12 protein-coding genes are annotated in these 14,501 nt (G+C 52.0%); 5 read left to right on the top strand and 7 right to left on the bottom strand.

The features are described 5' to 3' along the window. Window positions 1–347: 347 nt before the first annotated feature. From glnA to glnG, 3 genes are all read left to right on the top strand, one after another. On the top strand, window positions 348–1,757 hold the full coding sequence (glnA, locus tag FY046_RS20200; RefSeq protein WP_133846474.1) for a glutamate--ammonia ligase: 1,410 nt from the start codon (window positions 348–350) through the stop codon (window positions 1,755–1,757). A gap of 271 nt (window positions 1,758–2,028) precedes the next feature. Next, the gene (gene glnL, locus FY046_RS20205; RefSeq protein WP_133846475.1) at window positions 2,029–3,078 is read left to right on the top strand and encodes a nitrogen regulation protein NR(II); all 1,050 of its coding nucleotides are present in this window, start codon (window positions 2,029–2,031) and stop codon (window positions 3,076–3,078) included. A gap of 7 nt (window positions 3,079–3,085) precedes the next feature. Beyond that, window positions 3,086–4,495, top strand: coding sequence for a nitrogen regulation protein NR(I) (gene glnG / locus FY046_RS20210; protein ID WP_133846476.1), 1,410 nt, complete (start codon window positions 3,086–3,088; stop codon window positions 4,493–4,495). 126 nt (window positions 4,496–4,621) lie between these two features. On the opposite strand, the gene hemN is transcribed toward glnG, so the two are convergent. Both hemN and yihI read right to left on the bottom strand, forming a co-directional pair. Further along, window positions 4,622–5,995, bottom strand: a complete 1,374-nt coding sequence (gene hemN, locus FY046_RS20215; protein ID WP_133846477.1) for an oxygen-independent coproporphyrinogen III oxidase — start codon at window positions 5,993–5,995, stop codon at window positions 4,622–4,624. Between the two features lie 242 nt (window positions 5,996–6,237). Further along, window positions 6,238–6,765, bottom strand: a complete 528-nt coding sequence (yihI, locus tag FY046_RS20220) for a Der GTPase-activating protein YihI (protein WP_167864791.1) — start codon at window positions 6,763–6,765, stop codon at window positions 6,238–6,240. A gap of 551 nt (window positions 6,766–7,316) precedes the next feature. On the opposite strand from yihI, the gene yihA reads away from it, so the two are divergent. Next, window positions 7,317–7,952 (top strand): ribosome biogenesis GTP-binding protein YihA/YsxC, encoded by a 636-nt coding sequence (gene yihA / locus FY046_RS20225; protein WP_133846480.1) that lies wholly within the window; start codon window positions 7,317–7,319, stop codon window positions 7,950–7,952. Window positions 7,953–8,022: 70 nt separating this feature from the next. On the opposite strand, the gene FY046_RS20230 is transcribed toward yihA, so the two are convergent. The 5 genes from FY046_RS20230 to FY046_RS20250 all read right to left on the bottom strand — a co-directional run bounded on the left by FY046_RS20230 (window position 8,023) and on the right by FY046_RS20250 (window position 13,586). Further along, entirely contained in the window at window positions 8,023–8,070 is a 48-nt protein-coding gene (locus tag FY046_RS20230; protein ID WP_071892919.1) for a spot 42 RNA, inhibition of DNA synthesis, read from the bottom strand. Window positions 8,071–8,364: 294 nt separating this feature from the next. Next, window positions 8,365–11,157: a DNA polymerase I gene (gene polA / locus FY046_RS20235; RefSeq protein ID WP_159338300.1), complete on the bottom strand. Its 2,793-nt coding sequence runs from the start codon at window positions 11,155–11,157 to the stop codon at window positions 8,365–8,367. Window positions 11,158–11,563: 406 nt separating this feature from the next. Continuing rightward, window positions 11,564–12,193 carry a thiol:disulfide interchange protein DsbA gene (dsbA, locus tag FY046_RS20240; RefSeq protein WP_133846482.1) on the bottom strand — a complete coding sequence of 210 codons (630 nt, stop codon included), beginning with the start codon at window positions 12,191–12,193 and terminating at the stop codon, window positions 11,564–11,566. 48 nt (window positions 12,194–12,241) lie between these two features. Beyond that, entirely contained in the window at window positions 12,242–13,234 is a 993-nt protein-coding gene (locus tag FY046_RS20245) for a serine/threonine protein kinase (protein WP_446186425.1), read from the bottom strand. A gap of 82 nt (window positions 13,235–13,316) precedes the next feature. Next, window positions 13,317–13,586 (bottom strand): YihD family protein, encoded by a 270-nt coding sequence (locus FY046_RS20250; protein WP_133846484.1) that lies wholly within the window; start codon window positions 13,584–13,586, stop codon window positions 13,317–13,319. 51 nt (window positions 13,587–13,637) lie between these two features. On the opposite strand from FY046_RS20250, the gene mobA reads away from it, so the two are divergent. Then, window positions 13,638–14,219: a molybdenum cofactor guanylyltransferase MobA gene (mobA, locus tag FY046_RS20255; RefSeq protein ID WP_159338297.1), complete on the top strand. Its 582-nt coding sequence runs from the start codon at window positions 13,638–13,640 to the stop codon at window positions 14,217–14,219. Window positions 14,220–14,501: the final 282 nt, after the last annotated feature.

The following is a 14,501-nucleotide window of genomic DNA, read 5'->3' on the forward strand; positions in this document are numbered from 1 at the left end:
ACTGTCCGGATTGCATTTACAGCCATTTTCAGTGCAAACATTGCACTTGGACGAAAATTTGCACCAAAAGAGTGCCCATTTATCATTCAATGGCACCAAAATGGTGCGCGACTTCCATCGTGGTGCAGTCCTCGTCTCACGAGAGGGCGCATCATAGCGCTTTTTTCGTTAAATAAAAAAGTTGGCATAGATTTCGCAAATACTCATTAAGCGAAAAACGCCAGTTTCCACAACGGTTGTAAGCTTGTGAGAGATCTTTATTATCGGAGTTAGCGCGGCGAATAGCAAAGCGCACCGGTGAAGTTCTCTAAACACGACGCCAATGACAAAATCCAGGAGAGTTAAGTATGTCCGCTGAACACGTTCTGTCGATGATGAACGAGCACGAAGTCAAATTTGTTGACCTGCGTTTTACCGATACCAAAGGTAAAGAGCAGCACGTGACTATCCCTGCTCATCAGGTTAACGCTGACTTCTTCGAAGAAGGCAAAATGTTTGACGGCTCCTCGATTGGTGGCTGGAAAGGTATCAACGAATCCGACATGGTTCTGATGCCAGACTCAACCACCGCAGTCATTGACCCGTTCTTTGCTGATTCTACACTGATCATCCGTTGTGACATCCTCGAGCCAGGCACCATGCAGGGCTACGACCGCGACCCGCGTTCCATCGCGAAACGCGCTGAAGATTTCCTGCGCTCTTCCGGCATTGCAGACACCGTTCTGTTTGGGCCAGAGCCAGAGTTCTTCCTGTTCGATGATATCCGTTTCGGCAGCAGCACTTCAGGTTCACACGTTGCTATCGACGACATCGAAGCTTACTGGAACTCCGGTAAAGAATATGAAGGCGGTAACAAAGGCCACCGTCCAGGTCTGAAAGGCGGCTACTTCCCAGTGCCACCCGTCGACTCAGCGCAGGATATCCGTTCTGCAATGTGTCTGACCATGGAACAGATGGGCCTGGTCGTTGAAGCTCACCACCACGAAGTGGCAACGGCGGGTCAGAACGAAGTGGCAACCCGCTTCAATACCATGACCAAAAAAGCTGACGAAATTCAGATCTACAAATATGTTGTGCACAACGTCGCTCACGCTTACGGCAAAACCGCGACCTTCATGCCAAAACCGATGTTCGGTGATAACGGTTCTGGAATGCACTGCCATATGTCTCTGTCAAAAGGCGGCACTAACCTGTTCGCGGGTGACAAATACGGCGGCCTGTCTGAAATGGCGCTGTTCTACATCGGTGGTGTAATCAAACACGCTAAAGCAATCAATGCTCTGGCGAACCCGACCACTAACTCCTATAAGCGTCTGGTCCCAGGCTACGAAGCGCCAGTTATGCTGGCTTACTCTGCCCGTAACCGTTCTGCTTCTATCCGTATCCCAGTGGTTGCCAGCCCGAAAGCACGCCGTATTGAAGCGCGCTTCCCTGACCCTGCTGCAAACCCATACCTGTGCTTCGCTGCACTGCTGATGGCTGGCCTGGACGGCATCATCAACAAGATCCACCCTGGCGATGCAATGGACAAAAACCTGTACGACCTGCCACCGGAAGAAGAAGCTGAGATTCCAAAAGTTGCAGGTTCTCTGGACGAAGCCCTGGCTGCACTGAACGAAGACCGCGAGTTCCTGACCCGTGGTGGCGTGTTCACTGACGATGCTATCGAAGCTTATATCGAGCTGCGTAAAGCAGAAATGGACCGCGTTCGTATGACTCCGCATCCGGTTGAGTTCGAACTGTACTACAGCGTTTAATTTAGAAGTAAGCCCGACGAATTTCATGTTGCAGCAAGGCGGCAATCGAAGGAGGCCCGATGAGCTTAGTCCGCTAAGTGATTCGGGTGACTGAGAGAAGCCAACACAGCTGCGGCGTGAAAGACGTCTGGGATTTTGTTGCCGTGGAAACTTTCAGCCCATCTCAGGATGGGCTTTTTTCACCACGAATTCCCGGTAATGTCAGACGATTTTCGCGTTTTATGGCTATAATGCACTAAATTGGTGCATAACTACTTCAGGAGAATGCTGTATGGCAACTGGCCCGCTGCCCGATGCTGGGCAGATTCTCAATTCACTGATCAACAGTATCTTACTGGTTGATGGTGCGTTGGTGGTTCATTACGCCAACCCTGCCGCGCAGCAACTGCTGGCGCAAAGTTCCCGCAAGCTGTTTGGTACGCCACTGCCGGAACTGATGGGTTATTTTTCCCTGAATATTGAGGTCATGCTCGAAAGTCTGGATGCCGGACAAGGTTTTACCGACAGCGAAGTGACCCTGGTGGTCGACAGCCGTGCGCACATTATGTCGCTCACCGCACAACGTCTGCCCGAAGGATTGATTCTGCTGGAAATGGCGCCCATGGATAATCAGCGCCGGCTGAGTCAGGAACAGCTACAACATGCGCAGCAGGTAGCAGCACGTGATTTAGTGCGTGGACTGGCACACGAAATTAAAAACCCGCTGGGTGGGCTACGCGGTGCAGCACAACTGCTGGCCAGAGCCCTGCCCGACCCGGCGTTAACGGAATACACCAAGGTCATCATTGAACAGGCCGATCGCCTGCGCAATCTGGTCGACCGTCTGCTTGGCCCGCAACAGCCCGGTATGCATGTCACACAAAGCATCCATCAGGTGGCTGAACGTGTGGTGAATCTGGTCTCGATGGAGCTGCCCGATAATGTGGTGCTTGTCCGCGATTATGACCCGAGCCTGCCTGAACTGCCGCACGACCCGGACCAGATAGAACAAGTCCTTTTGAATGTAGTACGCAACGCCCTGCAGGCGTTGGGTGAAGAAGGCGGCACGATTACTTTACGTACCCGAACGGCGTTCCAGTTAACGCTGCACGGAACACGCTATCGCCTGGTGGCACGCATCGATATTGAAGATGACGGCCCCGGCATTCCGGCACAGCTGCAGGATACGCTGTTTTACCCGATGGTAAGCGGCCGCGAAGGCGGTACCGGGCTGGGGTTATCGATTGCCCGCAGCCTGATCGATCAGCATTCGGGAAAAATAGAGTTCCACAGCTGGCCTGGACACACTGAATTCTCGGTTTACCTGCCTATTCGCCAGTGAGGTTTCTATGCAACGAGGGATAGTTTGGATCGTCGATGACGATAGCTCCATCCGCTGGGTGCTTGAACGCGCGCTGACCGGAGCTGGTTTAAACTGCGCAACGTTTGACAGCGCAAACGAGGTACTGGAAGCCCTTGCGACCAAAACCCCAGACGTTTTACTGTCAGATATTCGTATGCCCGGTATGGACGGCCTGGCGCTGTTAAAGCAGATCAAACAGCGGCACCCTATGCTGCCGGTGATCATTATGACAGCGCACTCAGACCTGGATGCTGCCGTCAGCGCTTATCAACAGGGCGCGTTTGATTACCTGCCGAAGCCTTTCGATATTGATGAAGCCGTTGCACTGGTTGAGCGCGCCATCAGTCACTATCAAGAGCAGCAGCAGCCGCGCAATCAGCCCGTCAGCGGGCCTACCACCGATATCATCGGTGAAGCGCCAGCAATGCAGGATGTTTTTCGTATTATCGGCCGCCTGTCGCGCTCGTCGATCAGTGTGCTGATTAACGGTGAATCCGGTACGGGTAAAGAGCTGGTTGCTCATGCACTGCATCGCCACAGTCCGCGTGCGAAAGCGCCATTTATCGCGCTGAATATGGCCGCGATCCCTAAAGACCTGATCGAATCAGAACTGTTTGGTCATGAGAAAGGGGCGTTTACCGGTGCCAATCAAATTCGACAAGGTCGTTTTGAACAGGCCGATGGCGGTACGCTGTTCCTCGATGAAATTGGCGATATGCCACTGGATGTTCAGACCCGTCTGCTGCGAGTGCTGGCCGATGGTCAGTTCTATCGTGTCGGGGGCTATGCGCCGGTCAAGGTGGATGTGCGTATTATTGCTGCGACCCACCAGAATCTGGAGCTGCGCGTGCATGAGGGGAAATTCCGTGAGGATTTATTCCACCGCCTGAACGTGATCCGTGTGCATCTGCCTCCCCTGCGTGAGCGTCGCGAAGATATTCCGCGTCTGGCGCGTTACTTCTTACAGGTCGCCGCCAGAGAACTGGGGGTGGAAGCCAAGATCCTGCATCCTGAAACGGAAACCGCGCTCACGCGGTTGCACTGGTCTGGCAACGTTCGCCAGCTGGAGAATACCTGTCGCTGGCTGACGGTGATGGCCGCCGGGCAGGAAGTCCTGATCCAGGATCTACCGCCAGAGCTGTTTGAAACATCGACGCCAGAAAACCCTGTTCAGTCATTGCCGGACAGCTGGGCGACGTTGCTGGCACAGTGGGCGGACCGCGCACTGCGCTCCGGTCATCAAAACCTGCTGTCGGAAGCGCAACCCGAGATGGAGCGTACGCTGCTGACTACCGCCCTGCGTCATACGCAGGGTCATAAACAGGAAGCGGCTCGTCTGCTGGGCTGGGGACGCAATACGCTAACACGTAAGCTGAAAGAGCTGGGAATGGAATAACAGACGAGGGCGGATAAAGAGCGGACCGAAAAAGAAGGTCCGCCCCTACACGTTCCAGCTGTAGGGTCCGATCATTTTTTCCGATCGGGCCTTTGGGGCGACCATTTTTTTCGGTCGCCCCGGCCATCAGATCACCCGTGAAAATTGTCCCCCAGATGCTTTCTGACGCAGGTAACGGTCGAAGCACATGCAGATATTCCTTATCAGTAAACGGCCCTTAGCGGTGACGACAAGGCGGCTGTCGTGGCATTCCACCAGCCCGTCCACCATCAGTGGCGTCAGCAGAGCCAGATCGTCGGCAAAATACTCACGGAAGTGAATTCCCCATTGCGTACTGATGGCGTCAAATGACAGCGAGAAGTTGCAGATCAGACTTTTAATCACATCCCGCCGCAGACAATCATCTTCACTCAATTGCAAGCCGCGCCACAGGGCGGTTTTTCCTGCCCGTATTTCTGCGTAATAGTGTTTCAGCTCTTTGTGGTTTTGCGCGTAGCTGTCCCCGATCATACTAATCGCTGAAACGCCCATTCCCAGCAGGTCACTGTCACCCTGCGTCGTGTATCCCTGGAAGTTGCGGTGCAGTTTCCCCCCACGCTGAGCAATAGCCAGTTCGTCATTGTGCCGGGCAAAGTGGTCCATGCCGATAAACTGATACCCTTGCGCGGTGAGCGTCGTGATGGTTTGCCGCAAAATCTCCAGCTTTTCCAGGGCGCCGGGCAGCTCCTCATCCTTGATTTTACGCTGAGCGGGGAACAGTGCGGGCATATGAGCATAGTTAAAGACACTCAGACGATCCGGGTTCAGCTCAGCCACTTTTTGCAAAGTGAAAGCAAAACTCTCTGGGGTCTGTGCAGGCAGGCCATAAATCAGATCAATATTCGTGGAGGCAAAACCCAGCTCACGCGCCCGTGCCATCAGGGAAAAGATCATCGCTTCATCCTGTACGCGATTCACCTTCTCCTGCACCTGCTTATTAAAATCCTGCACGCCCATGCTCAGGCGGTTAAAACCTTCGGCTCGCAGATGATCAAGCACGGTGAGCTCAATTTCCCGCGGGTCGACTTCAATTGAGATCTCAGCACCCTCCGTAAAGTGAAAGTGCTGGCGCAGACAGGTCATCAGTCGGCTGATTTGCGCTTTATTGAGGAAAGTGGGAGTGCCGCCCCCCCAGTGCATCTGACTGACGGTGCGATGCTGGAACAGCGGTGCACGCAGGGCGATTTCCTGCACCAGTACATCCAGATAGTCATCCGCTTTATGCTGCTGACGCGTGACCTGCTTATTACAACCGCAGAAGTAACATAGCTTGTGGCAAAAGGGGATGTGCAGATAGAGCGACAGCGGCCGTTCAGGGTAACGCTGCGTTGCCTGAAGAAAAGCCGGCTCGTCGTAATCCTGATGGAATTCCAGTGCGGTCGGATAAGAGGTATAGCGGGGACCGGCGGTATTGTACTTCTGAATGAGCGGGAGATCCCACTCTGTGGTCTGCATCTGCATGGCGGCTTCCCTTATCGTCGTCGCATTGACCGCCGCGTGACAGGAAGCTGCTGGCTGACGATCTTGCTGCGCAGCCGGGTTTTCAGCCGCGATAGCCGCTGTAGTTTAACGAATAACCACCCCAGCCAGCACAGCAGAATCAGCGCAATAATTGATCCAGGCCAAATCATCACCAAAAACCCTACAAAGAAAAGGCAGCGCTAAATTGCGCTGCCTCATGTTACGTCAGAGAGACGAGAGGATCACTGGCCGCCTTTGAGCAGGCGATACATATCTTCTTCTGCCTGCTCATCTTGTGCGTCATCGTCCAGGGCAATCCCTAACTGCTCCATCAGCACGTCGATACGATCCAGTGACTGATCCAGCCACGCCTGCTCTTCAGCTGACAGTGCATCGCCATTTTCCAGACGATCGAGCAACGCATCCAGACGCTCGTCATTTTCCAACTGCGCCAGTTCTTCTTCTGGTGACAGACGAGCCTTCTTCTCTACAACGGGTTTTGCCACTTTTGCCGGCTTCGGCTTGCTGGCAACCACATCCGGGCCCAGGGCAATCGGTTTTTTACTGCCGATACGTGGGTCTTTGGCCGGTTTGCCGTTAGCGCCTTTCTTGCTCTCGGCGACCGGGTTAGCCCGGCTGCCGGAACTATTGCCGCTGTGCTTTTTATCACGCTTGCGGTCTCGCGCTTCCTGATTAATCTCATCACGCGTTTTACGTTTCACTTTGGCTCCCGGTTTTTTATCCTGGGGCGTGCGTGCAGGTTGCTTCATGGTTTCTGCTCTCAGACGTTTATCTTCAGTATAGAATTGCCGCGAAATCTAGCAGAAAGCAGACAAAGAAAAAAGGCGGCAGGTCACCCTGTCGCCTTTTTTCGCACCTTCCGCAGAAGGACTGACAATGTCAGCATCCTTATTAGCAGCCAGCATCCCTGTTTTCCTTTGCCTTTACTCAATCCTGTGAGCGTTCCTGAATCCTTGTCGCGCACACCTGTGCACATTTCCTTCCCTGCCCGAGATCGTCCTGATGCTCCCTGAGCACTTCATCCTGAAGTGAAATATCCTGTTTCTGGATACAAATGTAGACTAACCAGTCCGGCAAACAAGGTGACATAAGTAATTTTTACTCTGTTTTTTTTGGCCATTTCACAACCCTATGAAAATTAGTAAAAAATCCATTTTTTTAATTTCAAAATACAGAGAGTGCTCGCAGGGTGAATGGTCAATGTCTCACAGCACTCGATCATGCAGTGTCTTACCGGGCGCTTTACCGCTATACAGGGTATAATCAGCACAATTGTCCTTTCTTACCTGGAGTATCTATTTTGTCTGGCTGGAATTATCACGTAACCCATTTTGTCACCAGCGCCCCCGATATCCGCCACCTGCCTGCCGATACTGGCATTGAGGTTGCTTTTGCCGGGCGTTCTAACGCGGGTAAATCCAGCGCACTGAATACGCTGACTAACCAGAAAGGCCTGGCTCGTACCAGTAAAACCCCTGGTCGTACCCAATTGATCAACCTTTTCCAGGTTGCTGAAGGCTACCGTCTGGTCGACCTGCCAGGCTACGGTTACGCGCAGGTCCCGGAAGAGATGAAGCTCAAATGGCAACGTGCGCTGGCGGAATACCTGCGCGATCGTCATTGTCTGAAGGGACTGGTAGTGCTGATGGATATTCGCCATCCGCTGAAAGATCTCGATCGTCAGATGGTGATGTGGGCCGTACAGAGCGGGATTGAAGTACTGATTTTGCTGACTAAGGCCGACAAACTGGCATCCGGGGCGCGTAAGGCCCAGCTGAACGCGGTTCGTGAAGAGGCAAAAACCTTCCTCGGCACTGTCGATGTTGAAGCGTTTTCATCACTCAAGAAAATTGGTGTGGATAAACTGAGCCAGAAGCTGGACAGCTGGTATCGTGATATTCCTCCGGCAACCGAAGACGATATTCCTGCCGAATAACCCGCCTGCCCCCTACGTTTCGCCCAATAAAAAACGCCCCAGTCATTACTGACTGGGGCGGCTAAAATATTCAGCCAAATCCGATTACGTGAAGTAAAAGGTCTGAAAGATAGAACATCTTACCTCTGTACCCTACATCTGAAACTTTACATCATTTTTTGAGCGCTCAAAAGGGTTTTTTGTAGTTAATTTTCAGAAAACGACATGCATTATCCAACTCAAGTCACATAATGCAGTCGATCATGTAGCTTAATTACTAAAAAAGTGTTGCGGCAGAGATGGTTAGATGATGTCACTGGCGAAAAGGGATAACGCGAGTGGCTGAACCGTTTAAAGCGACAATGTTAGCAGGGACAATCCTGCGAGCTGATTTCGGGAGAGTCATCAGCCCACAGGACAGAGAAAAATGAACTTAGTGAGCCTGATCCCAGTTGTCACCCACACCAATATCAACGCGCAGCGGTACATCCAGTTTCATGCTGCCTTCCATCAACTGACGGATTTTCGCTGATGCGCTATCGACTGCATCGGCACGCACTTCAAACACCAGTTCATCGTGTACCTGCATGATCATTTTCACGTCACCGTTTGTCTGAGGCTTCAGCCATTCATCCACGGCAATCATTGCCCGTTTGATGATATCCGCTGCGGTCCCCTGCATTGGTGCATTAATCGCAGCACGCTCTGCCGCTTTACGACGCATCGCATTGCTCGCTTTAATCTCTGGGAGATAGAGTCGGCGGCCATCCAGCGTCGAGACATAGCCTTTCTCTGCCGCCAGTTCGCGGGTACTCTCCATATACTGCAGTACACCCGGGTAACGTTCAAAGTAGAGGTCCATGTACTTCTTCGCTTCACCGGCACCAATATTGAGCTGACGTGACAGACCAAAAGCACTCATGCCGTAAATAAGGCCAAAGTTGATCGCTTTAGCGCTACGGCGCTGCTCGCCGCTGACTTTATCCAGCGCAACGCCGAAGACTTCAGAGGCTGTCGCACGGTGAATATCCTGCTCGCTGGCAAAGGCGGTCAGCAGCCCTTTATCCTGTGACAGATGCGCCATGATGCGTAGCTCAATCTGTGAGTAGTCAGCCGCGACAATGCGACAGCCTTTCGGCGCAATAAATGCCTGACGAATACGTCGCCCTTCATCATTACGCACCGGGATGTTTTGTAGGTTCGGATCGCTGGAAGAGAGACGCCCGGTAGCCGTGACTGTCTGGTGATAAGAAGTATGTACTCGTCCGCTGTGTGGATTGATCATCAACGGAAGCTTATCGGTATAGGTGGATTTCAGCTTAGAGAGACCACGATGTTCCAGAATCACCTTCGGCAGCGGATAGTCCAGCGCCAGCTCAGCTAAGACTTCTTCGCTGGTCGACGGTGCGCCACCCGGCGTTTTCTTGGTGGGCTTGATGCCCTGCTTTTCAAACAGGATGGTTTGTAATTGCTTCGGCGAAGAGAGATTGAACGGTTCACCTGCCAGCTCGTGTGCCTTCAGCTCCAGCTCTGCCAGGCGGCTGCCCAGCTCCTGCGAGTGCACCGCCAGAATATTCTGGTCAATAAGCACACCGTTGCGCTCAATACGGGAGATGACCGGCACCAGCGGCATCTCAACCTGTTCAAAGACCTCTTTTGGCCCCTGCTCTTTCTGCAACTCTGGCCACATTTTCAGATGCAGCTGTAGCGTGACGTCGGCATCTTCCGCCGCGTAATGCGCCGCCTGCTCCAGCGCGATCTGGTTAAACGTCAGCTGATTCTTACCTTTGCCGGCAATCTCTTCAAAGCTTACGGTTTTATGGCCCAGCCAGCGTGATGCCAGGGTATCCATATCATGGCGCCCGACAACGCTACTCAGCGCATAAGATTCCAGCATGGTATCGAACTGAATACCTTGTAATTCAATGTCATAGTTTGCCAGCACGCCACGGTCGTACTTCAGATTCTGTCCGACTTTAAGCGCTTTGGGGTTTTCGAGCAGCGGTTTAAGCCGTGCCAGTACGGATTGACGATCTAACTGATCCGGTGCATCAAGGTAGTCATGTGCAACGGGCAGGTAAGCGGCTTCACCTGGGGCGATGGCAAAAGACAGGCCGATGATGTTAGCACTGAGCGTATCCAGCGAATCGGTTTCCAGGTCGAAGGCAAACAACTCGCTTTGCTGAAGCTTCGTCAGCCAGCTATCGAAGGTCGCTTCATCCAGAATGGTGACATAACCTTCGGAAGAGAGCACGCTAGCGACTTCTGCGGCATCCGGTTCCACGCTTGCATCCACTTTGCCTTTTGCGGCAGTGGGTCGACTCTTATTCCCTTGCAGCCAGGTACCTTCTTCCAGATCAACAATCCAGCGCTTAAATTCGTAGTGTTTAAATAACCCCAGCAGTTCTTCAACTGCCGGTTCTTCAACGGTCAGCTGATCGCAGGTCAATTCCAGTTCCACGTCGGTCTTAATCGTTGCCAACTGATAGGAGAGGAGGGCCATCTCCTTATTCTGTTCCAGTTTCGCGGCCATGGTTTTAGCCCCGCGGAAAGTCAGTGTTGCCACTTTATCCAGGTTGGCGTAAATATCCTTCACTCCGCCTAATCCCTGTAACAGTGCCTGAGCCGTTTTTTCACCGACACCGGCTACGCCCGGAATGTTATCGGAGGAGTCGCCCATCAGTGCCAGGAAATCAATCATCAAAGAGGGAGGGATACCGTATTTCTCAACCACTTCATCCGGGCCAAGAATCGCATTATTCATCGTGTTGATTAAGGTGATATTTGGCGTTACCAGCTGAGCCATATCTTTATCACCGGTGCTGATCAGCACCGGTTTACCGATTTTCTCTGCGGCCAGCGCCAGCGTACCAATGACATCATCAGCCTCCACACCTGAGATGGCCAGCAGCGGCAGCCCCATCGCTTTGACCATGGTATGCAGTGGTTCAATTTGCGCACGCAGATCGTCGGGCATCGGGGGACGGTGAGATTTGTAAGCTTCAAATAATTCGTCGCGGAAGGTTTTACCCTTGGCATCAAATACCACTGCTACATGACTTGGCTTATATTGCAGCAGCAGGCTGCGCAGCATATTTAATACGCCGTACATTGCACCGGTAGGTTCGCCTGCGCTGTTGGTCAGCGGAGGGAACGCATGATAAGCACGGTACAGGTAGGAAGATCCATCTACCAGAATCAGCGGGTTTTCTGCAATTTTAGCCATAAGTCGTCACGTTCTTCTTTGGTTTTTGATTGGCGTTAAGGATGCCACAGCTCGCTATGAAAGATGAAATCTCAACGGCGAATAATCCACGGACAATTGTCATTTTGCGTTACGCTTCGCATTGACACGTTGTGGATAAGTTTGTGTGTAAATTTACTAACAGCAGCTAACCTGTGGAAGTTCATTTAAAAATACAATTAAATTTTGTTTATAATCATTTAGTTATTTATTCACTCCAGGATTAACTTTATGTTTTCCGGAATAAAGCTGATGTGGATATAAGTTCGTACGCTCAGAGAAAGAGACGATATCTACAACTGATGAAAGGGCATTTTTACGATAATTATCTCGTAAGGCGAGAAAGAAAACGCCGGCATCGCCGGCGTTAAGGGAAGTCTGTGCAGGCTTACTTCTGGGAAGTCAGGAATTTCACCACGTTGGCATACTGCTGAACATAGTTTTCCTGTGAACTGGTATCCAGGCCACCGTTATTCACCATGTATTTGCCGTTGACGAACATCGCTGGCACACCACGCAGATCCAGATCTGCTGCGGCTTTCTCTTGCTGAGCAACCAGTGATTTCACCACGAAGCTGTTCCAGGCGGCATCGTACTCTTCAGGCTTGATACCCGCAGCTTTAACGAAGACCGCTTTCAGGCTGGCAGGATCAGTGATGGTTTGCGTCTGCTGAATACCGTCGAAAATGGGTGCCGTTACTTTGTCTTCCACACCCAGAGCCATCGCTACTGCCCAGGCCTGCGTTACGGTTTTACCCATTTCGCCACCCAGGAATTCAACATGATACTTGGTGACTTTCACATTCTCTGGCAGGCCTTTCTTCACGGCATCACTCACATGCCATACATGCTCAAACTGGTAGCAGTGTGGGCAATAGAATGAGAAGAATTCGAGAACCTGTGGTTCGCCAGTCGCCGGTTTATCCAGCGTGACGTATTGCTGACCATCGGTAAATTGTGCGGCAGAAGCGCTGAATGCCAGAACCATACCGACGAGCGCAAATAAAATCTTTTTCATCGTCAAACTCTCTCCTGATTACATCTCAATAGGCGAACCAAAGGGTGATCATACCTGGAAAACAGGTGCAAGCTGTAGCGGAGGCTCTTGCAGCAGCTTGTTCTGTTCGTTAAAAGTGGAAATCTGTCTGCGCCAGAAATCCTCATCCGTCATCCACGGAAAACTGGCCGGGAAAGCCGGGTCGTGCCAGCGGCGTACAACCCATGCAAGATAATAAACCATCCGCATAGCACGTAAAGGTTCAATCAGTGACAATTCATGAGTATCAAATTCACAGAATTCACCGTACGCCTCTAGCAAAATGTCCCATTGCAGACGCTGCTCCTGGCGATCGCCATTGATAAGCATCCACAGATCTTGTACCGCAGGGCCATTACGCGCGTCATCCAGGTCAACAAACAGTGGGCCATCACGCCACAATATATTGCCCGGATGGCCGTCGCCGTGTAAGCGCAAAGGCTGCCACTGAGTATGCCAGCAGTTTTGTAAAGTTGTGCGCAGACGCCCGATACTGCCCAGTAAATCAGTTTTTAGCTTTGCGGGGACCAGCGTGCTGTCGGTGAGAATCTGTAACGGTTCATCAATGTATTCCTGTAATCCGATAGTCGGCCGCGACTCAAAGGTTTTCCGGCGGCCCACCTGATGGATTCGTCCGAGGAAACGCCCTACCCATTCCAGGTGATCGTAATTATCGGTTTCGTACTGGCGCCCGCCGAGGCTGGGAAAAACAGCAAACCAGAACCCCTGGTGCTGGTGCAGCATTGAGCCCTTCAGTTCCAGAGGGGCTGCCAGTGGGATCTCATCAGCAAACAGCTCAGCAGCGAACTGATGTTCTTCTTCTATCTGCGCCTGCGACCAACGCTGCGGGCGATAGAACTTCGCCACGTAGCGCCGTTTGTCGTCATCGGAGAACTGGTAGACGCGGTTTTCATAGCTGTTTAGCGCCGTCAGGCCGGATTCCACGCGCAGACCGGTCTCCCACAACGCATCCAGGATGGTATCAGGCGTCAGGGTGTGGAAGTTAAAAGCAGGTTCTTTCATCCGGCATGCTCGCTGATAATCGATAAATAATAGCCTGCAAGAGTACCATTAAATGGCAGCGGCAGCGGGTCAACCGCCTGATTTAATCCTTAATCACGCCCCGAGCACGCAGTAATGCTGTTTTGAAATCATCCTCATAGTCTTTCTTCAGCCCTGGAATTTCAGCATCTTTATCACTGCCCCGCATCTTGAGATGATAGATCAGTACATCATCCGTTAATTCACTAACAGGCTGCTTAAAGCCGGCTTCATCGGCTAATTTCTGTAAAAACTCAAGTAAATTCAGATCAGGATCGTCCTGCCAGGCAGGCTGCAGCAAGCTGATTAATTCGTTAAGGCGATGGCATTTCATGCAGTTGTCCCTGTATAAAGAACCCAACATTAAGCATAGGGTATAAAACTAATGAATCGAATTTCCGCCCCTGAACGCGAAACCGTGACCGGCGTCATCCTTGCAGGTGGCCGTGGCAGCCGTATGGGGGGCGAAGATAAAGGGCTCATGCTGTGGCAGAACAAACCACTCTACCAACATGTTTTGCAGCGTTTTCAGCCCCAGGTCACTACTGTATGGATTAATGCCAATCGAAATATTGAGGTATATCAACAGAGCGGGTTGCCTGTGATATCCGATACGCTGGCAGCTTTCCCGGGACCACTAGCAGGAATGCTGGCAGCACTGCAACAGACAGAAACTGAGTGGGTAGTATTCACTTCCTGTGATACGCCATTGCTCCCGGATAATCTGGTTCAGAACTTGTGGCAGCATAAAGGAACAGCATCTGCGGTCTGGGCACGCACAGAAGAGCGAGATCACCCCACGCAAGCATTGCTGCACCGCAGTATTGCGGGTTCACTGCAACGCTATCTGGCGGACGGTGACCGTAAGTTGATGCTATTTCTTCAGCAGGCAGGGGGGCACAGTGTTTTGTTTGAGCGAGCAGAGGCTGCATTTCGCAATGTTAACTATCCGGAAGATCTCATTTAGGCTTTTATAGCAGGTAATCCCCTGACAAAACGGAGATTTTTCGTGTCAGATCGACGATTATCGCCAAATTCAAAGCACAAAAAAGCCTCATACTTTCGTATGAGGCTTGTCTGCTTATTTGATGCCTGGCAGTTTATGGCCCACTTCCCTGTGGGCCACCCTTCGGGCCGACGCTCCGCGCCGTTCAAATGCGCTCCCGGCGCATTTGTCCTACTGAAGAGTCGCTCACCGACAAACAGCAGACGAAAAAAACCCCGGCCTTTCGGTCGGGGTTCTTTCTTC

It is taken from the genome of Erwinia sp. 1181_3, from assembly GCF_052824965.1.

Bases quoted from the DNA above. Each gene is read 5' to 3' on its own strand.
- FY046_RS20250 (WP_133846484.1), bottom strand. From the start codon at position 13,586: ATGAAATGCCATCGCCTTAACGAATTAATCAGCTTGCTGCAGCCTGCC.
- hemN (WP_133846477.1), bottom strand. From the start codon at position 5,995: ATGCAGATGCAGACCACAGAGTGGGATCTCCCGCTCATTCAGAAGTAC.
- glnG (WP_133846476.1), top strand. From the start codon at position 3,086: ATGCAACGAGGGATAGTTTGGATCGTCGATGACGATAGCTCCATCCGC.
- glnL (WP_133846475.1), top strand. From the start codon at position 2,029: ATGGCAACTGGCCCGCTGCCCGATGCTGGGCAGATTCTCAATTCACTG.
- FY046_RS20245 (WP_446186425.1), bottom strand. From the start codon at position 13,234: ATGAAAGAACCTGCTTTTAACTTCCACACCCTGACGCCTGATACCATC.
- polA (WP_159338300.1), bottom strand. From the start codon at position 11,157: ATGGCTAAAATTGCAGAAAACCCGCTGATTCTGGTAGATGGATCTTCC.
- glnA (WP_133846474.1), top strand. From the start codon at position 348: ATGTCCGCTGAACACGTTCTGTCGATGATGAACGAGCACGAAGTCAAA.
- mobA (WP_159338297.1), top strand. From the start codon at position 13,638: ATGAATCGAATTTCCGCCCCTGAACGCGAAACCGTGACCGGCGTCATC.
- yihI (WP_167864791.1), bottom strand. From the start codon at position 6,765: ATGAAGCAACCTGCACGCACGCCCCAGGATAAAAAACCGGGAGCCAAA.
- dsbA (WP_133846482.1), bottom strand. From the start codon at position 12,193: ATGAAAAAGATTTTATTTGCGCTCGTCGGTATGGTTCTGGCATTCAGC.